The organism is Pseudoruminococcus sp. (assembly GCF_047012705.1).
Lineage (GTDB): Bacteria > Bacillota > Clostridia > Oscillospirales > Acutalibacteraceae > Pseudoruminococcus.
Map to the genome: position 1 here is coordinate 112,859 of NZ_JBKXNW010000003.1, position 16,591 is coordinate 129,449.

At 36.4% G+C, this 16,591-nt stretch carries 22 protein-coding genes and 4 pseudogenes; 19 read left to right on the plus strand and 7 right to left on the minus strand.

Translation table 11 applies throughout. The annotated features are described in order from the left end of the window. Positions 1–307: 307 nt before the first annotated feature. The 3 genes and pseudogenes from ACLU24_RS03975 to ACLU24_RS14645 form a co-directional block, all read left to right on the plus strand. Positions 308–922 (plus strand): TetR/AcrR family transcriptional regulator, encoded by a 615-nt coding sequence (locus ACLU24_RS03975; RefSeq protein ID WP_412610478.1) that lies wholly within the window; start codon positions 308–310, stop codon positions 920–922. A gap of 2 nt (positions 923–924) precedes the next feature. Further along, positions 925–1,845: an alpha/beta fold hydrolase gene (locus ACLU24_RS03980; RefSeq protein WP_412610479.1), complete on the plus strand. Its 921-nt coding sequence runs from the start codon at positions 925–927 to the stop codon at positions 1,843–1,845. Between the two features lie 110 nt (positions 1,846–1,955). Then, a pseudogene (locus ACLU24_RS14645) lies at positions 1,956–2,057 on the plus strand (CHAP domain-containing protein); the annotation flags it as partial. Here ACLU24_RS14645 and ACLU24_RS03990 read toward each other — a convergent pair. After that, positions 2,054–2,431 (minus strand): helix-turn-helix domain-containing protein, encoded by a 378-nt coding sequence (locus ACLU24_RS03990; RefSeq protein WP_412610480.1) that lies wholly within the window; start codon positions 2,429–2,431, stop codon positions 2,054–2,056. The pseudogene ACLU24_RS14645 and the gene ACLU24_RS03990 sit on opposite strands and share 4 nt — an antisense overlap. A gap of 189 nt (positions 2,432–2,620) precedes the next feature. On the opposite strand from ACLU24_RS03990, the gene ACLU24_RS03995 reads away from it, so the two are divergent. From ACLU24_RS03995 to ACLU24_RS04060, 14 genes and pseudogenes are all read left to right on the plus strand, one after another. After that, positions 2,621–2,800, plus strand: a complete 180-nt coding sequence (locus ACLU24_RS03995) for a helix-turn-helix domain-containing protein (protein ID WP_412610482.1) — start codon at positions 2,621–2,623, stop codon at positions 2,798–2,800. A 122-nt stretch (positions 2,801–2,922) separates the two neighbouring features. After that, complete coding sequence (locus ACLU24_RS04000; protein ID WP_412610483.1) at positions 2,923–3,498, plus strand: helix-turn-helix domain-containing protein; 576 nt, start codon at positions 2,923–2,925, stop codon at positions 3,496–3,498. Between the two features lie 102 nt (positions 3,499–3,600). Next, positions 3,601–3,909 carry a hypothetical protein gene (locus ACLU24_RS04005; RefSeq protein WP_412610485.1) on the plus strand — a complete coding sequence of 103 codons (309 nt, stop codon included), beginning with the start codon at positions 3,601–3,603 and terminating at the stop codon, positions 3,907–3,909. 190 nt (positions 3,910–4,099) lie between these two features. Next, positions 4,100–4,204: pseudogene (locus tag ACLU24_RS04010) on the plus strand (cysteine-rich KTR domain-containing protein); the annotation flags it as partial. A gap of 354 nt (positions 4,205–4,558) precedes the next feature. Continuing rightward, on the plus strand, positions 4,559–5,311 hold the full coding sequence (locus tag ACLU24_RS04015) for a 4Fe-4S binding protein (RefSeq protein WP_412610487.1): 753 nt from the start codon (positions 4,559–4,561) through the stop codon (positions 5,309–5,311). Beyond that, the gene (locus ACLU24_RS04020) at positions 5,301–5,852 is read left to right on the plus strand and encodes a PadR family transcriptional regulator (RefSeq protein ID WP_412610488.1); all 552 of its coding nucleotides are present in this window, start codon (positions 5,301–5,303) and stop codon (positions 5,850–5,852) included. Before ACLU24_RS04015 ends, ACLU24_RS04020 begins: the two co-directional genes overlap by 11 nt. Positions 5,853–5,855: 3 nt before the next feature. Then, entirely contained in the window at positions 5,856–6,341 is a 486-nt protein-coding gene (locus ACLU24_RS04025; RefSeq protein WP_412610683.1) for a hypothetical protein, read from the plus strand. Between the two features lie 244 nt (positions 6,342–6,585). Beyond that, complete coding sequence (locus tag ACLU24_RS04030; protein WP_412610489.1) at positions 6,586–7,050, plus strand: helix-turn-helix domain-containing protein; 465 nt, start codon at positions 6,586–6,588, stop codon at positions 7,048–7,050. Positions 7,051–7,237: 187 nt separating this feature from the next. Continuing rightward, positions 7,238–7,435 (plus strand): cysteine-rich KTR domain-containing protein, encoded by a 198-nt coding sequence (locus tag ACLU24_RS04035; RefSeq protein WP_412610490.1) that lies wholly within the window; start codon positions 7,238–7,240, stop codon positions 7,433–7,435. A 200-nt stretch (positions 7,436–7,635) separates the two neighbouring features. After that, positions 7,636–8,415, plus strand: coding sequence for an SDR family NAD(P)-dependent oxidoreductase (locus ACLU24_RS04040; protein WP_412610491.1), 780 nt, complete (start codon positions 7,636–7,638; stop codon positions 8,413–8,415). Position 8,416: 1 nt separating this feature from the next. Beyond that, a pseudogene (locus ACLU24_RS04045) lies at positions 8,417–8,605 on the plus strand (cysteine-rich KTR domain-containing protein). A gap of 241 nt (positions 8,606–8,846) precedes the next feature. Next, the gene (locus tag ACLU24_RS04050; protein ID WP_475495302.1) at positions 8,847–9,074 is read left to right on the plus strand and encodes a type II toxin-antitoxin system PemK/MazF family toxin; all 228 of its coding nucleotides are present in this window, start codon (positions 8,847–8,849) and stop codon (positions 9,072–9,074) included. Between the two features lie 65 nt (positions 9,075–9,139). Further along, the gene (locus ACLU24_RS04055; RefSeq protein WP_412610493.1) at positions 9,140–9,343 is read left to right on the plus strand and encodes a hypothetical protein; all 204 of its coding nucleotides are present in this window, start codon (positions 9,140–9,142) and stop codon (positions 9,341–9,343) included. 115 nt (positions 9,344–9,458) lie between these two features. Then, positions 9,459–11,159 (plus strand): recombinase family protein, encoded by a 1,701-nt coding sequence (locus ACLU24_RS04060; RefSeq protein WP_412610495.1) that lies wholly within the window; start codon positions 9,459–9,461, stop codon positions 11,157–11,159. Here ACLU24_RS04060 and ACLU24_RS04065 read toward each other — a convergent pair. From ACLU24_RS04065 to ACLU24_RS04075, 3 genes and pseudogenes are all read right to left on the minus strand, one after another. After that, positions 11,075–11,290, minus strand: a pseudogene (locus ACLU24_RS04065) (manganese catalase family protein); the annotation flags it as partial. The gene ACLU24_RS04060 and the pseudogene ACLU24_RS04065 sit on opposite strands and share 85 nt — an antisense overlap. A gap of 2 nt (positions 11,291–11,292) precedes the next feature. After that, a complete protein-coding gene (locus ACLU24_RS04070; RefSeq protein ID WP_022264038.1) occupies positions 11,293–11,550 on the minus strand; it encodes a spore coat protein CotJB in 258 nt (85 codons plus the stop codon). Beyond that, the gene (locus ACLU24_RS04075) at positions 11,547–11,753 is read right to left on the minus strand and encodes a spore coat associated protein CotJA (protein ID WP_412610497.1); all 207 of its coding nucleotides are present in this window, start codon (positions 11,751–11,753) and stop codon (positions 11,547–11,549) included. Before ACLU24_RS04075 ends, ACLU24_RS04070 begins: the two co-directional genes overlap by 4 nt. 247 nt (positions 11,754–12,000) lie before the next feature. Here ACLU24_RS04075 and ACLU24_RS04080 point away from each other — a divergent pair, with 247 nt between their 5' ends. Next, positions 12,001–12,696, plus strand: coding sequence for a radical SAM protein (locus ACLU24_RS04080; protein ID WP_412610498.1), 696 nt, complete (start codon positions 12,001–12,003; stop codon positions 12,694–12,696). 1 nt (position 12,697) lies between these two features. Further along, positions 12,698–13,402 (plus strand): queuosine precursor transporter, encoded by a 705-nt coding sequence (locus tag ACLU24_RS04085; protein ID WP_412610500.1) that lies wholly within the window; start codon positions 12,698–12,700, stop codon positions 13,400–13,402. A gap of 171 nt (positions 13,403–13,573) precedes the next feature. Here the strand turns inward: ACLU24_RS04085 and ACLU24_RS04090 are convergent, their stop codons facing one another. The 3 genes from ACLU24_RS04090 to ACLU24_RS04100 form a co-directional block, all read right to left on the minus strand. Then, positions 13,574–14,128: a phosphatase PAP2 family protein gene (locus ACLU24_RS04090; protein ID WP_412610501.1), complete on the minus strand. Its 555-nt coding sequence runs from the start codon at positions 14,126–14,128 to the stop codon at positions 13,574–13,576. 404 nt (positions 14,129–14,532) lie between these two features. Continuing rightward, positions 14,533–16,134, minus strand: coding sequence for an NAD(P)/FAD-dependent oxidoreductase (locus ACLU24_RS04095; RefSeq protein ID WP_412610502.1), 1,602 nt, complete (start codon positions 16,132–16,134; stop codon positions 14,533–14,535). Further along, positions 16,131–16,571: a hypothetical protein gene (locus tag ACLU24_RS04100; RefSeq protein ID WP_412610504.1), complete on the minus strand. Its 441-nt coding sequence runs from the start codon at positions 16,569–16,571 to the stop codon at positions 16,131–16,133. The genes ACLU24_RS04095 and ACLU24_RS04100 overlap by 4 nt, the downstream gene beginning before the upstream one ends. Between the last annotated feature and the right edge of the window lie 20 nt (positions 16,572–16,591).

The following is a 16,591-nucleotide window of genomic DNA, read 5'->3' on the forward strand; positions in this document are numbered from 1 at the left end:
GGCTTTCTTGATAGACAGACCGATTGGCGTAAAATCGAAATCAAAATCATTATTTTTCGCCTATAAGTTCACCACCTTGTACCGATATAATATTTCTATTATATTTTACAGAAATAAGAGTTCTTATTGAACGGTCTAAAATCTCTTGTTGCAGGATATAAAATCTCTGATTATAAGAAGTAATAACACTCGACGAACTTGTTTGATTTGTATAACTACAATTTATTTACACAATTACCCTTGACAGCTAATTGAAATTAGCTTATAATAAGTGTAGCTAATGGCAATTAGCTTTAGGAGGTATTTTATGAATACAAAACAAAAAATCTTAAATGAAGCACTCACTCTTTTTTCTGAAAAAGGATATAGTTCTGTTTATGTCGGTGATATAGCCGATGCTGTCGGTATTAAAGCTCCGTCGTTATACAAACACTATAAAAATAAACAAGAAATTTTTGATTCTTGCATAAAAGTTTTTTCCGAAAGAATGGAAGACATTAGGACTTGTCTGCGATTGCCCGACACTTCTAAAGCAGATATTAACTATCAAACCGCAAATATGGAAACTATTATTGAAATAGCGAACAGTTTGTTTATGTTTTATTGGCAAGATGATGTTGCTGCAAAATTCAGAAAAATGCTGATGATTGAACGCTATCATAATCCAGAATTAAATGAGTTGTTTGAGGATTTATTTATAAATGGTGCAATAAGACACGAAGAGAAGATATTTTATGATTTAATACAAGCAAAAATCATCAAGAAAGAAAATCCACATATTATTGCGCTACGCTTTTATACGCCTATTTTCTATTTGTTGCAAAAATATGATATGCACCCTGATATGATTGAAGAAGCAAATGAGGAATTAACCTTAATGGTACAGGAATTTTGCAATACTTATGGGATAAAGGAGCACTAATGATGAGAAGAAAGGCTTGGTATAAACGGATGTGGATATATATCGTTGGAGGTATTCTACTTTTATTTGTAGTATATCTTATTGTTCAAGGAATACGGTGTAATATTGCCGTGAAAGAAAGTAAAGAACGGCTTACCACTTATGGGGCAGAAACAGTTAATTTGAGTTATGGGAAAATGAGTTATGTTGACACTGGCAAAGGCGAAGCAATCTTGTCTGTACACGGGATTTTTGGGGGCTATGACCAAGCCTATGACACCTGCAAAGATTTAAGTTCAGATTACAGGATTATCGCACCATCGCGGTTTGGATATTTAGGTAGCGATATTTTGGGTGACGGAACGCCCGCTGAGCAAGCAACAGCATATGTGGAATTGCTAGATAAATTAGGTATTGACAAGGTGTATCTACTGGCAACATCGGCAGGAGGAAGCGTTGCTATTCGCTTTGCTTTGGATTATCCGGAACGCACAAAGGGGTTGATTTTATACTGTTCTGCAATGCCTTTTATAGAAAAGCCAGAGAATTATTCTGAATATGCGGGACCGCCTGCATTTTTGTGTAATGATTTTACAATGTTTCTTATTAGTCCACTATTTGAACCCATTATGGGTATGGAGCCGTCTACGATTTACAGTATGCTTCCTGTTAGTGAGAGAAAAGATGGTGTGGTATTAGATTCCTCTGTAACCAATCTTGATATGGCAAGAAATTATGACGATTATCATATTGAAGATTTGCAAGTGCCAACATTGGTTTTTCAAGCAAAAGACGATAAATTGATAAGCTATTCAGATACCGAAAAAGCTGTCAAAAGAATTCCGAATTGTACCTTTATTCCTTTTGAAAGCGGTGGACACTTGATGGAAGGACACGGGGAAGAAATTAAGGAAGCTGTTTCAAAATTTATAAAAGAGCGGTAATTTACGCCATTATAAAATGCTTGGAGGGGGATATAAATATGGAAAAACAATTTCTGAATGTCTACATTGCCCCATCTGCGGCAATAAAACAAGGGCGTAGATATGTGATGATTGTCTATACCGTTGAGGGTAACTCTGGCGATGCTTGCAGGCAGAAGCAATACGCCGTCGGCAGCAGCGTTATCTACAGGTACGGTATTCCCGCCTATTAAAAAGGGCAAAAGAAAAACAGAGGTTTTTCCTTCCTCTGTTTTTTTGCCTTACATAAACTGTTGACGGTTGTTTCTGCAATGGACAGTTCTTTATCATCTAAATTGTCGAGCTGTGCGTCTAAACGTTTGCAGGCGGAATTCTTATTGACTTCCTTATTGGGGAATATGTACTCGTCAACCGAAATGTTGAACATCGTCACAAACTGAATAAATAACTCGATACTTGGCGTTTGTTCATCATTTTCGATAGCCTGTAAATGCTTTGGGTAATAGTCAACGATACTGGCAAGCTGTTCTCCTGTCATACCCTGTGCTGTTTTGGCTTTTTTGATAGCCAGACCGATTAGTGTAAAATCGTTATTTCTTTCGTCCATAAGCTCACCACCTTGTGCCAATATAATTCTCTTATTATATTGATTTGTGTTTTCTTATTAAACGATGTAAAAATGCCGACTGTGAGATATTTCACTTCCTATAAACAGAAACATAAATTCATATTTGAACACTTGATATATTTCGTTCAAACGGCTGTAATAGAAACAGTACGCTAAGGGGGAATAGCTATGTTTGAGTATATGACCGCACAGGAAGCCGCAGAAAAATGGAATGTATCTCTGCGTTGGGTACAACGGCTATGCAAGGCAGGACGGATTGACGGTGTTATGAGTGTTAGTCGGGTATGGCTGATACCAAAGGATACAGAAAAGCCGATAGATATGAGAAAGAAGAAAAATGTGAAATAAAAGGGAGTTTTTTGTAGTTGCAACTGTCAGTTGACATATTGAATGGTCTGGATTGGTGGTTAGCAACTTCACAAAATGCTAAAATATGAGCATAACAATCAAATTAACAGGAGGATAAAAATATGATTTTTGCCGATAAGCTTATTTTGTTACGAAAAAAAGCAGGTTGGTCGCAAGAGGAGTTAGCTGAACAAATGAATGTCACACGACAATCTGTTTCAAAATGGGAGGGAGCACAATCTGTTCCAGACCTTGAAAAAATGATACGCCTTTCCAAACTATTTGGAGTAAGTACAGATTATTTACTTAAAGACGAAATTGAAGAAGCCGAGCATATCAACTCGTCCAATGATATGCCGTCATTAAAGCGTGTATCTATGGAGGAAGCAAATGCTTTTCTTTCTGTAAAATCAAGGACAGCTAAAACAATAGCGTATGCTGCTTTTTTGTGTATCTTATCTCCGATAGCTCTTTTGATGTTGGGTGCAATTAGCGAAAGTACGGCAGGTGTCTTGAACGAAGATATTGCTAATGGAATTGGAATGATTGTTCTTATTATTCTTGTAGCAATAGCCGCCGTAATGTTTATATCAAGTGGTAGCAAAACTGCCCCCTTTGCATATTTGGAAAAAGAAAAGTTTGAAACCGAGTATGGTGTGAGTGGAATGGCTAAAGAACGCAAAGCACAATACAAATAATTGCACAAAAAGAATAATATTGCGGGAACTTGCTTGTGTATTATTGCCTTAATTCCTCTTTTTATTGGAGCAATAATTGATGCTGATAATGACCTGTTTCTAATGATTATGCTTTCTCTTTCATTTCTCATTGCAGGCGTAGGTGTGATTTGTTTTATTAAGACAGGTATTATATGGGCGAGCTATGAAAAGCTTTTGCAAGAGGGCGAATATTCTAAAGAAAACAAGGTAAAACCGTCTATTGCTGGTACTATATATATCGCATATTGGATAATTGCAACAGCAATTTATTTAGGATACAATCTATCATCAAATAATTGGGGGCAGAGTTGGATAATTTGGGTTGTTGCGGCAGTAATATTTCCTGCTATCGTTGCAATTACTAATGCCTTTGAGAAAAAATCAAAATAATAGAATGGATACTCAGTCCGATTTGTGGCAGTAAAATTCGTCAGAAATAGCGGATACATATATTGTATCACGCAGGAACGAGGATATATTATATGTAAAATCTTTTGATACGACAAATTCGCTTAATGTAAAAGAATTTTGATAGAAACATTTGCGTTTTGAGTGATAGTATGCTCTTAGGTCAAGAACTAAAACCCGTAGCAGAATTAGAGAGGATACGATATTAAGAAACTATCCTTTTTATTGTCCAAAATGCAAGCAGGAAACTTTAATCAATGCCAAGTGTTACACATAAACTGTTATCAAAGAACCAGACACAAAAACGCAGAGCCGATGAACTTGTGAGACACCTCACAGCTCGTCGGCTCTATTTTATTACATAAAGCTTTAAGGCGAAAGCACGCCATTACTGCCTAAACCTTTGTGTAAAATAAAAATCATTGTACCGATATAATACTTCTATTATATTTTACAGAAACGAGGCTTCTTAATAAAACGGTCTGAAATTTCTTTCATAGGGATATGTAGAAGTTAATTTAGAAAATTTGGCGCAAATGCTTGACTTATATATCAGGCTGATATATAATAAACATATCAGTCTGATACATTATGAGAATATAGATGAACAGACAATAAATGGAGGTGCAACATGAAAAGACAGAAAATAAGGAAATTGTTACTTATAATTTCACTACTTTTATTTCCTGTAACGCTCTATTATTTTAGCCCTGCCTTAATCATAAATGCAGGATTGCAAGGAATAATTAACGGGAGTTTTATAGTATTTGTTTTAATGTTTCTACTTTCCATTCCTTTTGGGCGACTATTTTGTTCCTATTTTTGCCCTGCGGGTGGATTACAAGAATGTTCTTTTTTAATCAATGAAAAGAAGCCCAAACAAGGGTGGAAAAATTATATAAAGTTTGTAATATGGGGAATTTGGATAGTTTCAGTTATCTTTTGTTATTTTTATAATGGCGAGGTTTTATCGGTAGATTTTTTCTTTGAAACAGAAAACGGTATATCCGTTTCTTCAATACAAAGCTATATTATATATTATGGAATTATTTGTTTGATATTTATCCCTTCTGTCCTGTTTGGTAAAAGGGTGTTTTGCCATTATTTTTGCTGGATGGCTCCGTTTATGATATTAGGAACAAAGCTCCGTCGTTTTTTGCATTTACCGGGGTTACATATCAAAACAAGCAAAATAGACAGTTGCATATCTTGTGGAAAATGTAATAAGTCTTGTCCTATGGGAATTGATATTATGAGTAAAACAAAGTCTGGAAAAGTTGATAATTCAGAATGTATTCAATGTGGAGCTTGTGTTGATAATTGCCCCAAAAATATCCTTTCCTATGGAATGATTGAAAAAAAGGAGAATAGTAATGGCAAATGAGAAAAAAATTGATTATGTAATTTTAGGTTTGTTAAGCCATGAAGACCTGACAGGATATGAAATAAAAAAAAGAATGGATACAACACTAAAATATTTTTGGGGTGCAAGCTACGGTAGTATATACCCCGCATTAAGTGATTTAGTTAATCGTGGATTTGCAACAAAGAAAGAAGATACGAAGAACAAAAGAAATAAACTGATTTATACCATAACAGATGAAGGGCGAAAGTACCTCAAAGAATGGCTAACATTTCCTGTTGAAAAAAATGAACTTCGTTACGAAACTTTGCTTAAATTATTTTTTGGAAATGAGCAAGGATCAGAGCAAGCGTTGTTACATATAAAATTATTCGAGGAAAAAGTAAAAAAAGAATTGCCATATCTTTTAGGTGCAGAACAAACTTTAAAAAATTGTCTGGACGATGATACTACCCACAAATACTATTTGCTTACAGTACAGTTTGGGATAAAAACTTATCATGCTTACTTAGAGTGGTGCGAAGAAGCCAAAAAAATTTTGATGGAAACGGAGAACGGATAAATGATAGGACATTTAGGTTTTTCATATATCGGATTGATATTTTTACTTTTATTATTTGTTCCTAATATTATTTGGACAAAAAGAAAGCCGCACGGATATACTTCTGCAAACGAAAATAAAGTATTGATGATTTTTGAAAGAGCAGGAGAAGTTTTGACCACAATATGTGTTTTGATTTTTGATGATTTTAATTTGCACAGTTTCTCAAACTGGACTTGGTGGCTTATTGCAGCTTTTGGCTTCATGGCAATGTATGAATGTTGGTGGGTACGCTATTTTCATAGTGAAAGAAACTTATCAGACTTTTATAGTAGCTTCTTGGGTATTCCGCTTGCAGGAGCAACACTGCCTGTAATTTCTTTTTTTCTACTTGGTATATATGGGAAAGTTATTTTGATGTTAATTGCAGCTATTATTTTGGGGATTGGTCATATAGGCATACACAGTCAGCACTATAAAGAAATTTGCAGAGTTAAAGAGAAAAAATGAAAAATGGCGAGGTAAGACGATATGAAAAGAAAAATCCTTAGCATCATTATAGACCTCGTGTTGATAATCGGCGTGTTCTGAGCTATGAACAAATCGAAATGGTTATTATGCTCCATCTACAAATACTTACGAGCGTAAAACAACCGAAAAAACATCTATTCCACCCATATTCGCTTTATAAGGGGTGTAGTTTTGCAAGTGAAAATGCTATTCTTATTATGAAGAAACAAAGGAGGTTTCAAAAATGGAACAAATCACAATAGGAAAGTTTATTGCAAAAAAACGCAAAGAACAAAATTTAACCCAAGAACAACTTGCCGAACGCCTGGGTGTTTCAAACAAAACCATTTCAAAATGGGAAACAGGAAAATGTATGCCCGATTATGCTGTAATCAAGAACTTGTGTGAGGAATTAAAAGTCTCGGTTTCTGAATTGATGGACGGTGAAGAAGCTGACGATAAAAGTGTTCGTGTATATGATGATGAACAAATCCTCGATTTGTTGAGAAGAACACAAGAATTAGAAAAGCAAAAAGTAATGCTAATTGGTGTTATTCTTATCGTTATGGGAATTGCTTTTCAAGCATTATCGCATACCTTGGGTGGTTCAAATGTCAAAGATTTTTTCTCAGGACTTTTATTGGGGCTGTCTATCGTTGAAATGTTGGCAGGTATTTGTGTGATCGCCAAAGAATGCAAAAGAAAATAATATAGGAAGTAACATATTATTACAAAAGAAATAATTATACTGATTGTTGGAACTTTTTGTTCATTGTAGGAATTGCGGCTGTTTGTGTTGGGCATAACGAAGCAAACCAAACTTTGTTATATGCGGGTGTAACTTTCACTACTATTGCATTTCTGTTATCTTGCATTTTAAGAAAAAATGACAAATAATGCTTTTAGAGGTAAAAATAGAATTTATTTTATGCCCCGTCTGTAAAAACAAAACTCGGTTGAAAATACGAGAAGATACCGAGCTAAAAAACTTCCCGCCGTTCTACCCTGAATGCAAGAATGAAACCTTAATTGATGTAAGAAATTTACATATAACAGTCATCAAAGAGTCCAACGCAAAGACGCAGAGCCGATGAACTTGTGAGCAATCACAGTCATTTACTCTGCGTTTTCTATTAAAATTACCTATCCATATTTCAATAATAGTATTGACTTTCTAACGATTGTTAGGTATAATTATATCTAACAGTTGTTAGAAAGGTTGGAGTGAATGATGGGTGATACAAAGCAGAAAATATTATATCGAGAAATTTTTTGCAGAGATAGAGGTGGTATAATGTCTAACATTGTAATTACTGGTGCAAATCAAGGAATTGGATATTATTTTGTGGAGCAGGCTCTAAAGGTTGGAAACAAAGTGGCTGTGTTAGATATAGATACAGGAAACCTTGAAAGATTGGCACAAATATTTCCGAATAAACTTCTTTACTACAAGGTAGATGTATGTGATGAGATACAGATACGCACCGCTATTGCAAACATTATTAAAATTTTTCAACGAATAGATATTGCTATTCATAATGCCTGCCTTTGTACCTTTGATAAAGAAACAGCTACCGATTTCAATGTATATGAACGGGTTTTTGATGTGAATTATTATGGCGCACTTCGATTGGTAAAGAGTGTATTGCCTTATATGCAAGAACAAAAATACGGAAAAGTTATTTTTACAAGTTCTGGTGTAGGAGTAACAGGCTTTATCGGAATTTCCCCTTATGCCTCGTCTAAAGGTGCAATAGAAGCATTGGCAAAGTGCCTTAATTTAGAATATGCTTCTGTCGGTGTTACCTTCCATATTATTCACCCGCCATTAACTCGAACAAAATCGGCGGAGCCGTTACCTGTTCCGAAAGAATTTATGGCTGACCCACAAAAAGTAGGTTATGGACTTGCAAAGCATATCTCGTCCAAACGATTTATTATTTGCCATAGTTTAGTGCAAAAAATCCAGACGATTGTCTGCTATCTTTTCCCAATTAAAATGGGCAGACTAATGTCAAAAATGACATCACGATATATAAATAGTGAAAATCAATCTAATATGAAGGATAAATAACTTGGATAAAACGGAATGGATATTTTGTCCTGTTTGTGGTAGCAAAAATGGTGATAGGTTTAGATAAGATACGGTATTAAAGAACTATCCTCTTTACTGCCAAAAATGCAAGCAGGAAACTTTGATAAATGCAAAGGAATTAAATATAACCGTCATCAAAGAGCCAGACGCACAGACGCAGAGCCGATGAACTTGTGAGAAAACTCACAGCTCATCGGCTCTTTTATTATCAATAAATTTGGCAGTACAGCCCACCAAATAAAAAAACGGTGCTTTGGTGGGCTGCTCTGTCACGCCCAAACAAAAATAGCGCAGCCTTCCAAGCTCGTTTAAGGTTTGGAGGGATTTTTTATGTGTTGGTCTAATATGACCGCAACGCTGCTCGTGGTACTCTTATGGTTTTTAAATAGAGATTTCATAGCCCTACGGTCATTATCGCCCCTATCACAAGTCGGGTACACACAAAAGCAAAACTGCCTACGCACACCTTAATTAAAGACTTCGACGGTCTGGATAAGAACTCAATTATACTGTTTGAGCAAATTCGCACCATAGATAAACAACGCCTGCGAGAGTACTTAGGAACTCTTGACAGGCGTTTTATTCATTGCGCAGACAAAGCCCTTGCCATCAGCATCGGGCTTGCAAAAAAGGATTAGCTCTCTCGTTATACGGTACAAGCGGTAGCTCATATACATTAGAAACGAGGGAGGTGTTGCGGCTGTTGCATAGAGAATTTGTTTATGTTGGCGACCCTGTTCCAGAATTAAACGAGCAGGAACACGCTGCGTTCCTTATGAATATCCAAAAGTCGATACTCCTTTCTTTGGAGAAAAGAAAGCTGCTGACACATTCTCAGCGGGAACGCTGTTTGGTCGAGCTTGAAAAGCAATATAGCAGGGAGCAAAAAAGCAGACGCCGAGCATAACGCTTGGCGTTTTTACATAGCCGAGTAAAAAAACAAATTTGCACATTCGACACCGCACACACTTTTTTCTATAATTAAATACAGTAACAAAGTTTACTGAGAAAGGAGCTTCGCTATGATAAATAGATATGAACGCCTAAACCAAGAGCTGAAGATGGTTGAAACGAAAAGAAAGGTAGCTGCCTACTGCCGTGTTTCAACGGATAATGAAGACCAAGCCAATTCGTTTGAAAGCCAGCAGCGGTATTTCAGACAGTATATTGAGCGCAATTCCGATTGGGAGCTTTATGAGATTTTTGCCGATGAGGGCATTTCTGGCACGAACACAAAGAAGCGCAAAGAGTTTAACCGTATGATAGCGTGCGCCAAGAACGGCGACTTTGATTTGATTATTACCAAGGAGATTTCCCGTTTTGCGAGGAACACCCTTGATAGTATATATTACACCCGTGAATTGAAAAAGCATGGCGTCGGTGTTATATTTATGAATGACAATATCAATACCTTAGACGGCGATGCAGAGCTTCGTCTGGCGATTATGTCCTCTATTGCACAGGAAGAAAGCCGTAAGACTTCCGAGCGTGTGAAGTGGGGACAAAAACGCCAGATGGAACAAGGTGTTGTGTTCGGCAGAAGTATGTTAGGCTATGATGTTGAGGGCGGCAAAATGACTATCAACGAAGAAGGCGCAAAGGTTGTTCGCCTTATCTTTCATAAGTTCGTCAATGAGGGCAAAGGAACGCATGTCATCGCCCGTGAGCTTCGTGAGGAAGGTATCAGCCCTATGCGGGTCAAGGAATGGAGCAATACGGTCATTCTGCGAGTGATACGCAATGAGAAATACTGCGGCGACTTGGTGCAGAAAAAGACCTATACGCCAGACTTCCTATCTCACGAAAAGAAATACAACCGTGGGCAAGAGGAATTTGTTATCATTAAAGACCATCACGAGCCGATTATCTCCCGTGAGCTGTTCGATGAAGCCAACCGCATTTTAGATGCAAAGTCGCTCTCTCAGGAGGGTAAGGCGAAGCATTCTAACCGCTATCCGTTCTCTGGCAAAATCAAATGCGGCTGCTGCGGTTCAAGCTATGTAGCAAGGTATAAAACCAGAAAGGACGGCAGCCGATATAAGGCGTGGCGCTGCAACGAAGCCGCAAAGCACGGAAGCCCCCATATCGACAAGGCAGGAAACCAAGTCGGCTGTACGGGCTTGTCTATCCGCAATGAGGATGCGACCCACATTATGTATCTCGTAACCAAGACCCTTAAATACAACAGAAACAAAGTCATAAATAACCTAACTGCCGTTATTCAGTCCATTATTGCTATGGATACGACGGGTACGGATGTCCTAAAGCTGCAAGAGCAGATTAAAAAGGTTGAGGGCAAGCGGGCTAATCTGATTGACCTGTATATGTCCAATCTGATTAACAAGGACGAATTTACCGCCACCCGTGCAAGCTGCGATGCGGAAATCGAGGAGCTTCAATCTATCATTGAAAGCGTTGATAAACAGCGGGAAATGATAGAGCAGCAACAGCAGCTTCTAAAAGAGATTGAGGACGCAATCAAAGAGATTGTCAGCGGCGTGGAGTACGAAGATGAGTTCTATAAGCACATTTTAGACAAGATGGTAGTTCAAGATAAGGACAACATAGATGTATATCTGAATTTACTTCCTATGAAGTGGAGCTATACGGTTGCAAAAGCATCAAAAAAAGCCGTAGCCTCTGAATGGAACATTTCAGAGGCTTCTCTACCTATGTCCGTCAATATTGCCTTAAGTTCAGGAAACGGCATAGAAAATCTTTGACTCAAATACCTTAGAGATGCTCCTAATTCACCGTCAGGACCGCCATATTGTGTGCAAATTATTTTTGCGAGCTTTGGATTAGGATTTTTTATTCTTATAGGATATTCAAGCTTTTTCTCGTAAACCCACATAGCTAATTCCCCTCCTCGTTGTTATCCCATGGCCATGGGTTTGAAATCCATGCCCAACGATTGGCATTATCTCTCTTTGCCTGAATAGGTCCAAATTTTTCCTCATATTCCTTTCTGAGGGCGTTGCTCTTAGCATTATAATCAGCTAACTTATCCGCAACAGCTTTATCATTCGGATGTGTATCAAGATAAATATGAAGTTCAATAACAGCAAAATCATATGACGAGATTCGTTTCATAAGTCTTTCTCGTTCAGTCATTCTTCAGCACCTCCGCACTTTTCGCAGTTCGGACAGAAAGGCTTGTCTAAGCAAGGAAACATAGTTCCGCTTGAAATTCCCTGCTCTACGCCATAAAGTCTTTGAGCATTTTGATATGGAACATAAGCCATAGCTATCACAGGGTTATCAGGAAGTGGAGAAATATTATATTCCATAGCCTTTTGCCTTACAATATCTTCCATAGAAACAAACTCCTTTCACAAATTATCAATACATAATATGCAAAATCCTAAAAACTGCTACCAGAAAAATTGACACTAATTGAAATATATGATATTATAAAAAATACGGCAGTTCGTAACCATCCTGCCGAGATAAAGCCAATAGGTACTTTGTCTAATCAAAACTAAGGAGGAAAAGGCATAAGGCATTACTATGCCCTTTTTAGTGCACCTCTTTTTAGGGTGCATTTTTTATGCCGAAAAAAGTATGGAAAGGTATAGCATTATTCCCGAAAAGAACAAACGAGAAATAGTTCTTCTGCGAGGCTCAGGTTGCATTTATAAAAAATGCACATTCTGTGACTATTATACAGATAGCTGTAAAAATCCGCAGGAAAACTATCTTCTCAACAAATCTGTCTTGGAACAAGTCACTGGTCAGTATGGCAATCTTGAGGTCATTAATTCAGGTTCAGTCTTTGAGCTTGACGAAAAGACGCTCCACTTAATTAAAGATATTTGCTACGAAAAAAAGATTTCAACTATTCATTTTGAGTCGCATTATCTCTATCGAAAGAAAATCCCTGATTTAAGAAAGGATTTCTCAGATTTCGACCTTAAAATGAAACTTGGTCTTGAAACATTTGATTATGATTTCAGAGAATCGGTTTTGCATAAGGGTATCAACGAAAAAAATCCTACTATTATTGCAGAACGCTTTGATGAAGCAAACTTTCTTTTTGGAATCAATGGTCAAACTGTTGAAAGTATGAAACGAGATATTGAGCTTGGTTTGGAAAATTTTGAACGAATCTGCCTTAATATTATGTGTGATAATACAACAGGAGTTTCACCGGATAAAGTAGTTATAAACAACTTTATTGAACGTCTCTATCCTATTTATAAGAATAATGAGCGTGTTGACATTTTGATTAATAATACTGATTTTGGAGTGGGTGATTGATATGAACGAGATTTTACTTATTTGTTCTGTAATTTTTATCTATGGTATGGCACTTATTGGCTATAAATTCTTTGGAAAAACCGGTCTTTACTGTATTTCAGCAGTTGCTACTATTCTTGCAAATGTTGAAGTTATATTACTTATAAATGCTTTTGGAATGGAACAAACTTTAGGAAATGTACTCTTTGCTGTAACCTTTCTTATAACTGATATTTTATCGGAATGTGAAAGCAAAAAATCAGCAAATAAAGCTGTATTTGTCGGAATGTTTTCTTCAATATTCTTTTTGATTTTATCACAAAGCTGGATGTTATACACTCCAAGTGTAAATGATACTATGATGGATTCCGTAAAATCGGTTTTCGGAAATACACCAAGAATGATTATTTCATCACTTCTTGTTTATACAATAAGCCAGTTATTCGATGTATGGCTTTATCATAAGTGGTGGGGCTTTACCGAAAAGAAATTCGGTGATAAAAGAAAATTTCTATGGTTAAGAAACAATGGTTCAACACTTATCAGCCAAATTCTTAATACTGCACTCTTTACATTTCTTGCTTTTGTAGGTACATATGACTTACAGACAATGATTTCTATATTCTTCTCAAGCTATGTAATTTATGTATTTACAAGTCTTTTGGACACACCATTTGTCTATTTGGCAAGGCGAATTAAGGATTCTGAAATGAAAAAATCAAAATAATATTAATAATAAATTGAAAAGTTTGTAGGGGTTAAGTATAGCGTCCTTTGTAGGGTTTAAGGGCGATGCTCTTAATATTTCTTTATTAATTTTTTCGTCCCTATTTATATACTTTTTCAGTAAGATAAAAGCGATAAGGCTAAATAAATTGCCTTATCGCTTTTATATGTTTTATTTAGTTTTTTCGTGCTTTGGCTTGTGTTTTCTGTTTGAGATAAAATTGTATAGAGCTTTTTCAATGAAATATCCTGCTATACCAAAGCCAATTCCAAATATAGCTCCCGCAATAACATCGGTAGGATAATGTACATATAAATACATTCTTGATAATGCCATAAGTATAGCAAGAATATAACAGCATATACCAATTTTTTTATATCGCATAAAGATTACCGTAGCGGCTGTAAATACAAAGTAAGTATGAGCCGATGGGAATGAAAAATCGTGTGGAGCGTTTACTATTATTTGAATCGCGGTATTGACATCATAAGGTCTGATTCTTGCGATTGCAGGCTTTAGAATCAAATTTCCTATGATAAAAACAGATACAGTTGAAATCAGTAGGGCAATACCTGTTCGCCTGGTTTTTTTGAATATAATCAAAAGAATCATAGCAACAATTATAATAGGAATAACAGCACTGCCAAAGAATTTTGAAATTGCATCAAAGACAGGATTTGAAAAATTGGCTCTGATAGAATCAAGAAAAGCAAATTCCCAATCCATAAAAATAACCCCCTTAGATATATAAATAATATATTTTACACAAAATGTGTTCAAATACTTGACATATAGAAATTTTCATTCTATAATTGAAGTATAGATATACACATTAAGTGTAACTACAAACTTTTAATTGTATTTGCGGTGAATAAGTTGCTAAAAGTAGGTGCATAAGAGCGTTGCCAATTAAAAGTTTTTTAAAAATTTAATATAGCTAATAAGTGTTAGCTTATAGCAATTCTATGGAAAATATATACTATTTAAGTGCTTAATTAACAATGAACTACCGTAGAATTAGAATCGTGTCAAGTGACTATCTGCGATAAGTTTTGCTTAAATTTTTTTCAAAATGACTATGCACTAATAACTATCATCAAAATTATGTTGATATAACAAAGCTATGTTTACTATTGTTGTTTTTGAGAAATGAGCATTTCAGCACATTTTATGCCGTCAACTGCGGCGGAGATTATTCCTCCCGCATAACCGGCACCCTCTCCGCATGGATAAAGTCCACGAAGTGTTGGAGATTGCAAGGTATCATCACGCATAATTCTCACAGGAGATGAACTTCTGCTTTCAACTGCGGTCAAGAGAGCGTCATTTGAAGAAAAACCTTTCAAACGCTTATCCATTTCAAGAATACCTTCACGCATAGACTCTGTTATGAAATCAGGTAGACAGTCATCAAGATTAGAAAGCGTAACACTTGGCTTATATGTTGGAAGAACTTCTCCAAAAGCCGTACTCTTTGTATGGTTCAGAAAATCTCCCACACGCTGACAAGGTGCTTTATATCCGCCGCCACCGAGTAAAAAAGCCGAACTTTCAAGCTTTCTTTGAAGCTCCATACCGGCAAGAACGCTGTCACTTCCAAAATCCTTTGGTGAAATTCCAACAAGTAGGGCACTGTTCGAGTTTATATTGCTTCGGTCATAAAGGCTCATGCCATTGGTTACAAGGCGGTTTTCCTCGCTTGCAGCAGCAACAACGAAGCCACCGGGACACATACAAAATGTGTAAACACCTCTGCCGTTTTTAAGATGAACGGCAAGCTTATAATCGGCAGGTGGAAGTCTAAGTTTTTCAGCTTCTGCACCGAACTGCACAATGTCAGTTGTTTTTTGCAGATGTTCAATTCTTGCTCCAACAGAAAAAGGCTTTGCCTCCATCAATATTCCGCTTTTATCGAGCATTTCAAAGGTATCTCTTGCACTGTGACCTATCGCAAGAATAATATCATTTGTTTCGATTATTTCGGCAGATTCTTCATGCTGAATCTCAGCACCGATAACAGTATTGTCCTTGGTGAGAATTTTAGTCAATTTGGTTTCAAAGAAAACCTCTCCGCCGAGAGATATTATTTTTTTGCGAATGTTCTTGACAGTAGGTCTCAGCTTGTCCGTACCGATATGGGGCTTCGCAAGATAGAGAATATCTTCGGTAGCACCATTTTCGACAAACTCCTCAAGAACTTTTCTTGCGCGAGTATCTTTAGTGCCGGTGTTTAGCTTCCCGTCAGAGAAAGTTCCTGCACCGCCCTCGCCGAACTGAACATTTGATTTTGTATCAAGAATACCAGTTTTCCAGAAGTTTTCTACATCTCTTATACGGGAATCTACATCTCTGCCACGCTCGATAAGTATAGGTTTTTCACCTGCCTGAGCGAGAATAAGAGCCGCAAAAAGTCCCGCAGGACCGCTCCCGACAACAAGCGGTCTTTGATTTAGTTTTCGTCTGTTTTCTGGAAGCTGATATTTATATGGTTCGGCTTTAAAAATACTTGAAGAACCATAGCGTTTAAGAATGGTATTTTCACCGACTGAAAGTTTTACATCAATAGTTGCGGTATAGTGGATATTATCCTTTTTTCGAGCGTCAATGGAACAGCGATAAAGAGATGCACCGCTGATTTGTGACTCGTCAATTCTAAGTTTCCTGCAAACGGCTTTTCGCATAGTTTTATCTGTAAAGCCAATCGGCAGAGAAACAGAAGTAATTCTAATCATATTTTCTTACCTTTCTTGGCTTTTGCTATATATATCAATGTACTGACCAATGCGGTTATTATTAGTAAATGTAAAATTGTATGATATAAATCAGGTATGTATTTTCCATCAATATTAAGCCATTTTATAGTTCCTGAAAAGAACTTAATTTTTCCATCTAATGAACCCATAATTCCGCTGTTGAATATGGTATACCATTCGTGACATAAAAATTGTATTAAGAACCATATCGACAACCAGAGCGCAGTAAGCCATTTGCTAATTTTTTCTTTAAAAATGAATATAAGAAAAATCACGAAATAAATTATAAAGAAAATCCCATCATCTTTATATGATGTTGTTACTAAACAATTTTCTCCGAAATATAAGCCTGTCATATCAAGAAAAAACCATATCAATAATGCTGTTAAAGGAATCATACAATATTTTTTTTTCATTTTTAACACCTCTTTTTATA

What these genes read in the sequence shown, in the direction of transcription:
- ACLU24_RS04030 (WP_412610489.1), top strand. Translation starts at nt 6,586, where the DNA reads ATGGAACAAATCACAATAGGAAAGTTTATTGCAAAAAAACGCAAAGAA.
- ACLU24_RS04100 (WP_412610504.1), bottom strand. Translation starts at nt 16,571, where the DNA reads ATGAAAAAAAAATATTGTATGATTCCTTTAACAGCATTATTGATATGG.
- ACLU24_RS04080 (WP_412610498.1), top strand. Translation starts at nt 12,001, where the DNA reads ATGGAAAGGTATAGCATTATTCCCGAAAAGAACAAACGAGAAATAGTT.
- ACLU24_RS04000 (WP_412610483.1), top strand. Translation starts at nt 2,923, where the DNA reads ATGATTTTTGCCGATAAGCTTATTTTGTTACGAAAAAAAGCAGGTTGG.
- ACLU24_RS04075 (WP_412610497.1), bottom strand. Translation starts at nt 11,753, where the DNA reads ATGGAAGATATTGTAAGGCAAAAGGCTATGGAATATAATATTTCTCCA.
- ACLU24_RS03995 (WP_412610482.1), top strand. Translation starts at nt 2,621, where the DNA reads ATGTTTGAGTATATGACCGCACAGGAAGCCGCAGAAAAATGGAATGTA.
- ACLU24_RS03990 (WP_412610480.1), bottom strand. Translation starts at nt 2,431, where the DNA reads ATGGACGAAAGAAATAACGATTTTACACTAATCGGTCTGGCTATCAAA.
- ACLU24_RS04020 (WP_412610488.1), top strand. Translation starts at nt 5,301, where the DNA reads ATGGCAAATGAGAAAAAAATTGATTATGTAATTTTAGGTTTGTTAAGC.
- ACLU24_RS04060 (WP_412610495.1), top strand. Translation starts at nt 9,459, where the DNA reads ATGATAAATAGATATGAACGCCTAAACCAAGAGCTGAAGATGGTTGAA.
- ACLU24_RS04090 (WP_412610501.1), bottom strand. Translation starts at nt 14,128, where the DNA reads ATGGATTGGGAATTTGCTTTTCTTGATTCTATCAGAGCCAATTTTTCA.
- ACLU24_RS04095 (WP_412610502.1), bottom strand. Translation starts at nt 16,134, where the DNA reads ATGATTAGAATTACTTCTGTTTCTCTGCCGATTGGCTTTACAGATAAA.
- ACLU24_RS03975 (WP_412610478.1), top strand. Translation starts at nt 308, where the DNA reads ATGAATACAAAACAAAAAATCTTAAATGAAGCACTCACTCTTTTTTCT.
- ACLU24_RS03980 (WP_412610479.1), top strand. Translation starts at nt 925, where the DNA reads ATGAGAAGAAAGGCTTGGTATAAACGGATGTGGATATATATCGTTGGA.
- ACLU24_RS04005 (WP_412610485.1), top strand. Translation starts at nt 3,601, where the DNA reads ATGATTATGCTTTCTCTTTCATTTCTCATTGCAGGCGTAGGTGTGATT.
- ACLU24_RS04070 (WP_022264038.1), bottom strand. Translation starts at nt 11,550, where the DNA reads ATGACTGAACGAGAAAGACTTATGAAACGAATCTCGTCATATGATTTT.
- ACLU24_RS04085 (WP_412610500.1), top strand. Translation starts at nt 12,698, where the DNA reads ATGAACGAGATTTTACTTATTTGTTCTGTAATTTTTATCTATGGTATG.
- ACLU24_RS04040 (WP_412610491.1), top strand. Translation starts at nt 7,636, where the DNA reads ATGTCTAACATTGTAATTACTGGTGCAAATCAAGGAATTGGATATTAT.
- ACLU24_RS04035 (WP_412610490.1), top strand. Translation starts at nt 7,238, where the DNA reads ATGCTTTTAGAGGTAAAAATAGAATTTATTTTATGCCCCGTCTGTAAA.
- ACLU24_RS04015 (WP_412610487.1), top strand. Translation starts at nt 4,559, where the DNA reads ATGAAAAGACAGAAAATAAGGAAATTGTTACTTATAATTTCACTACTT.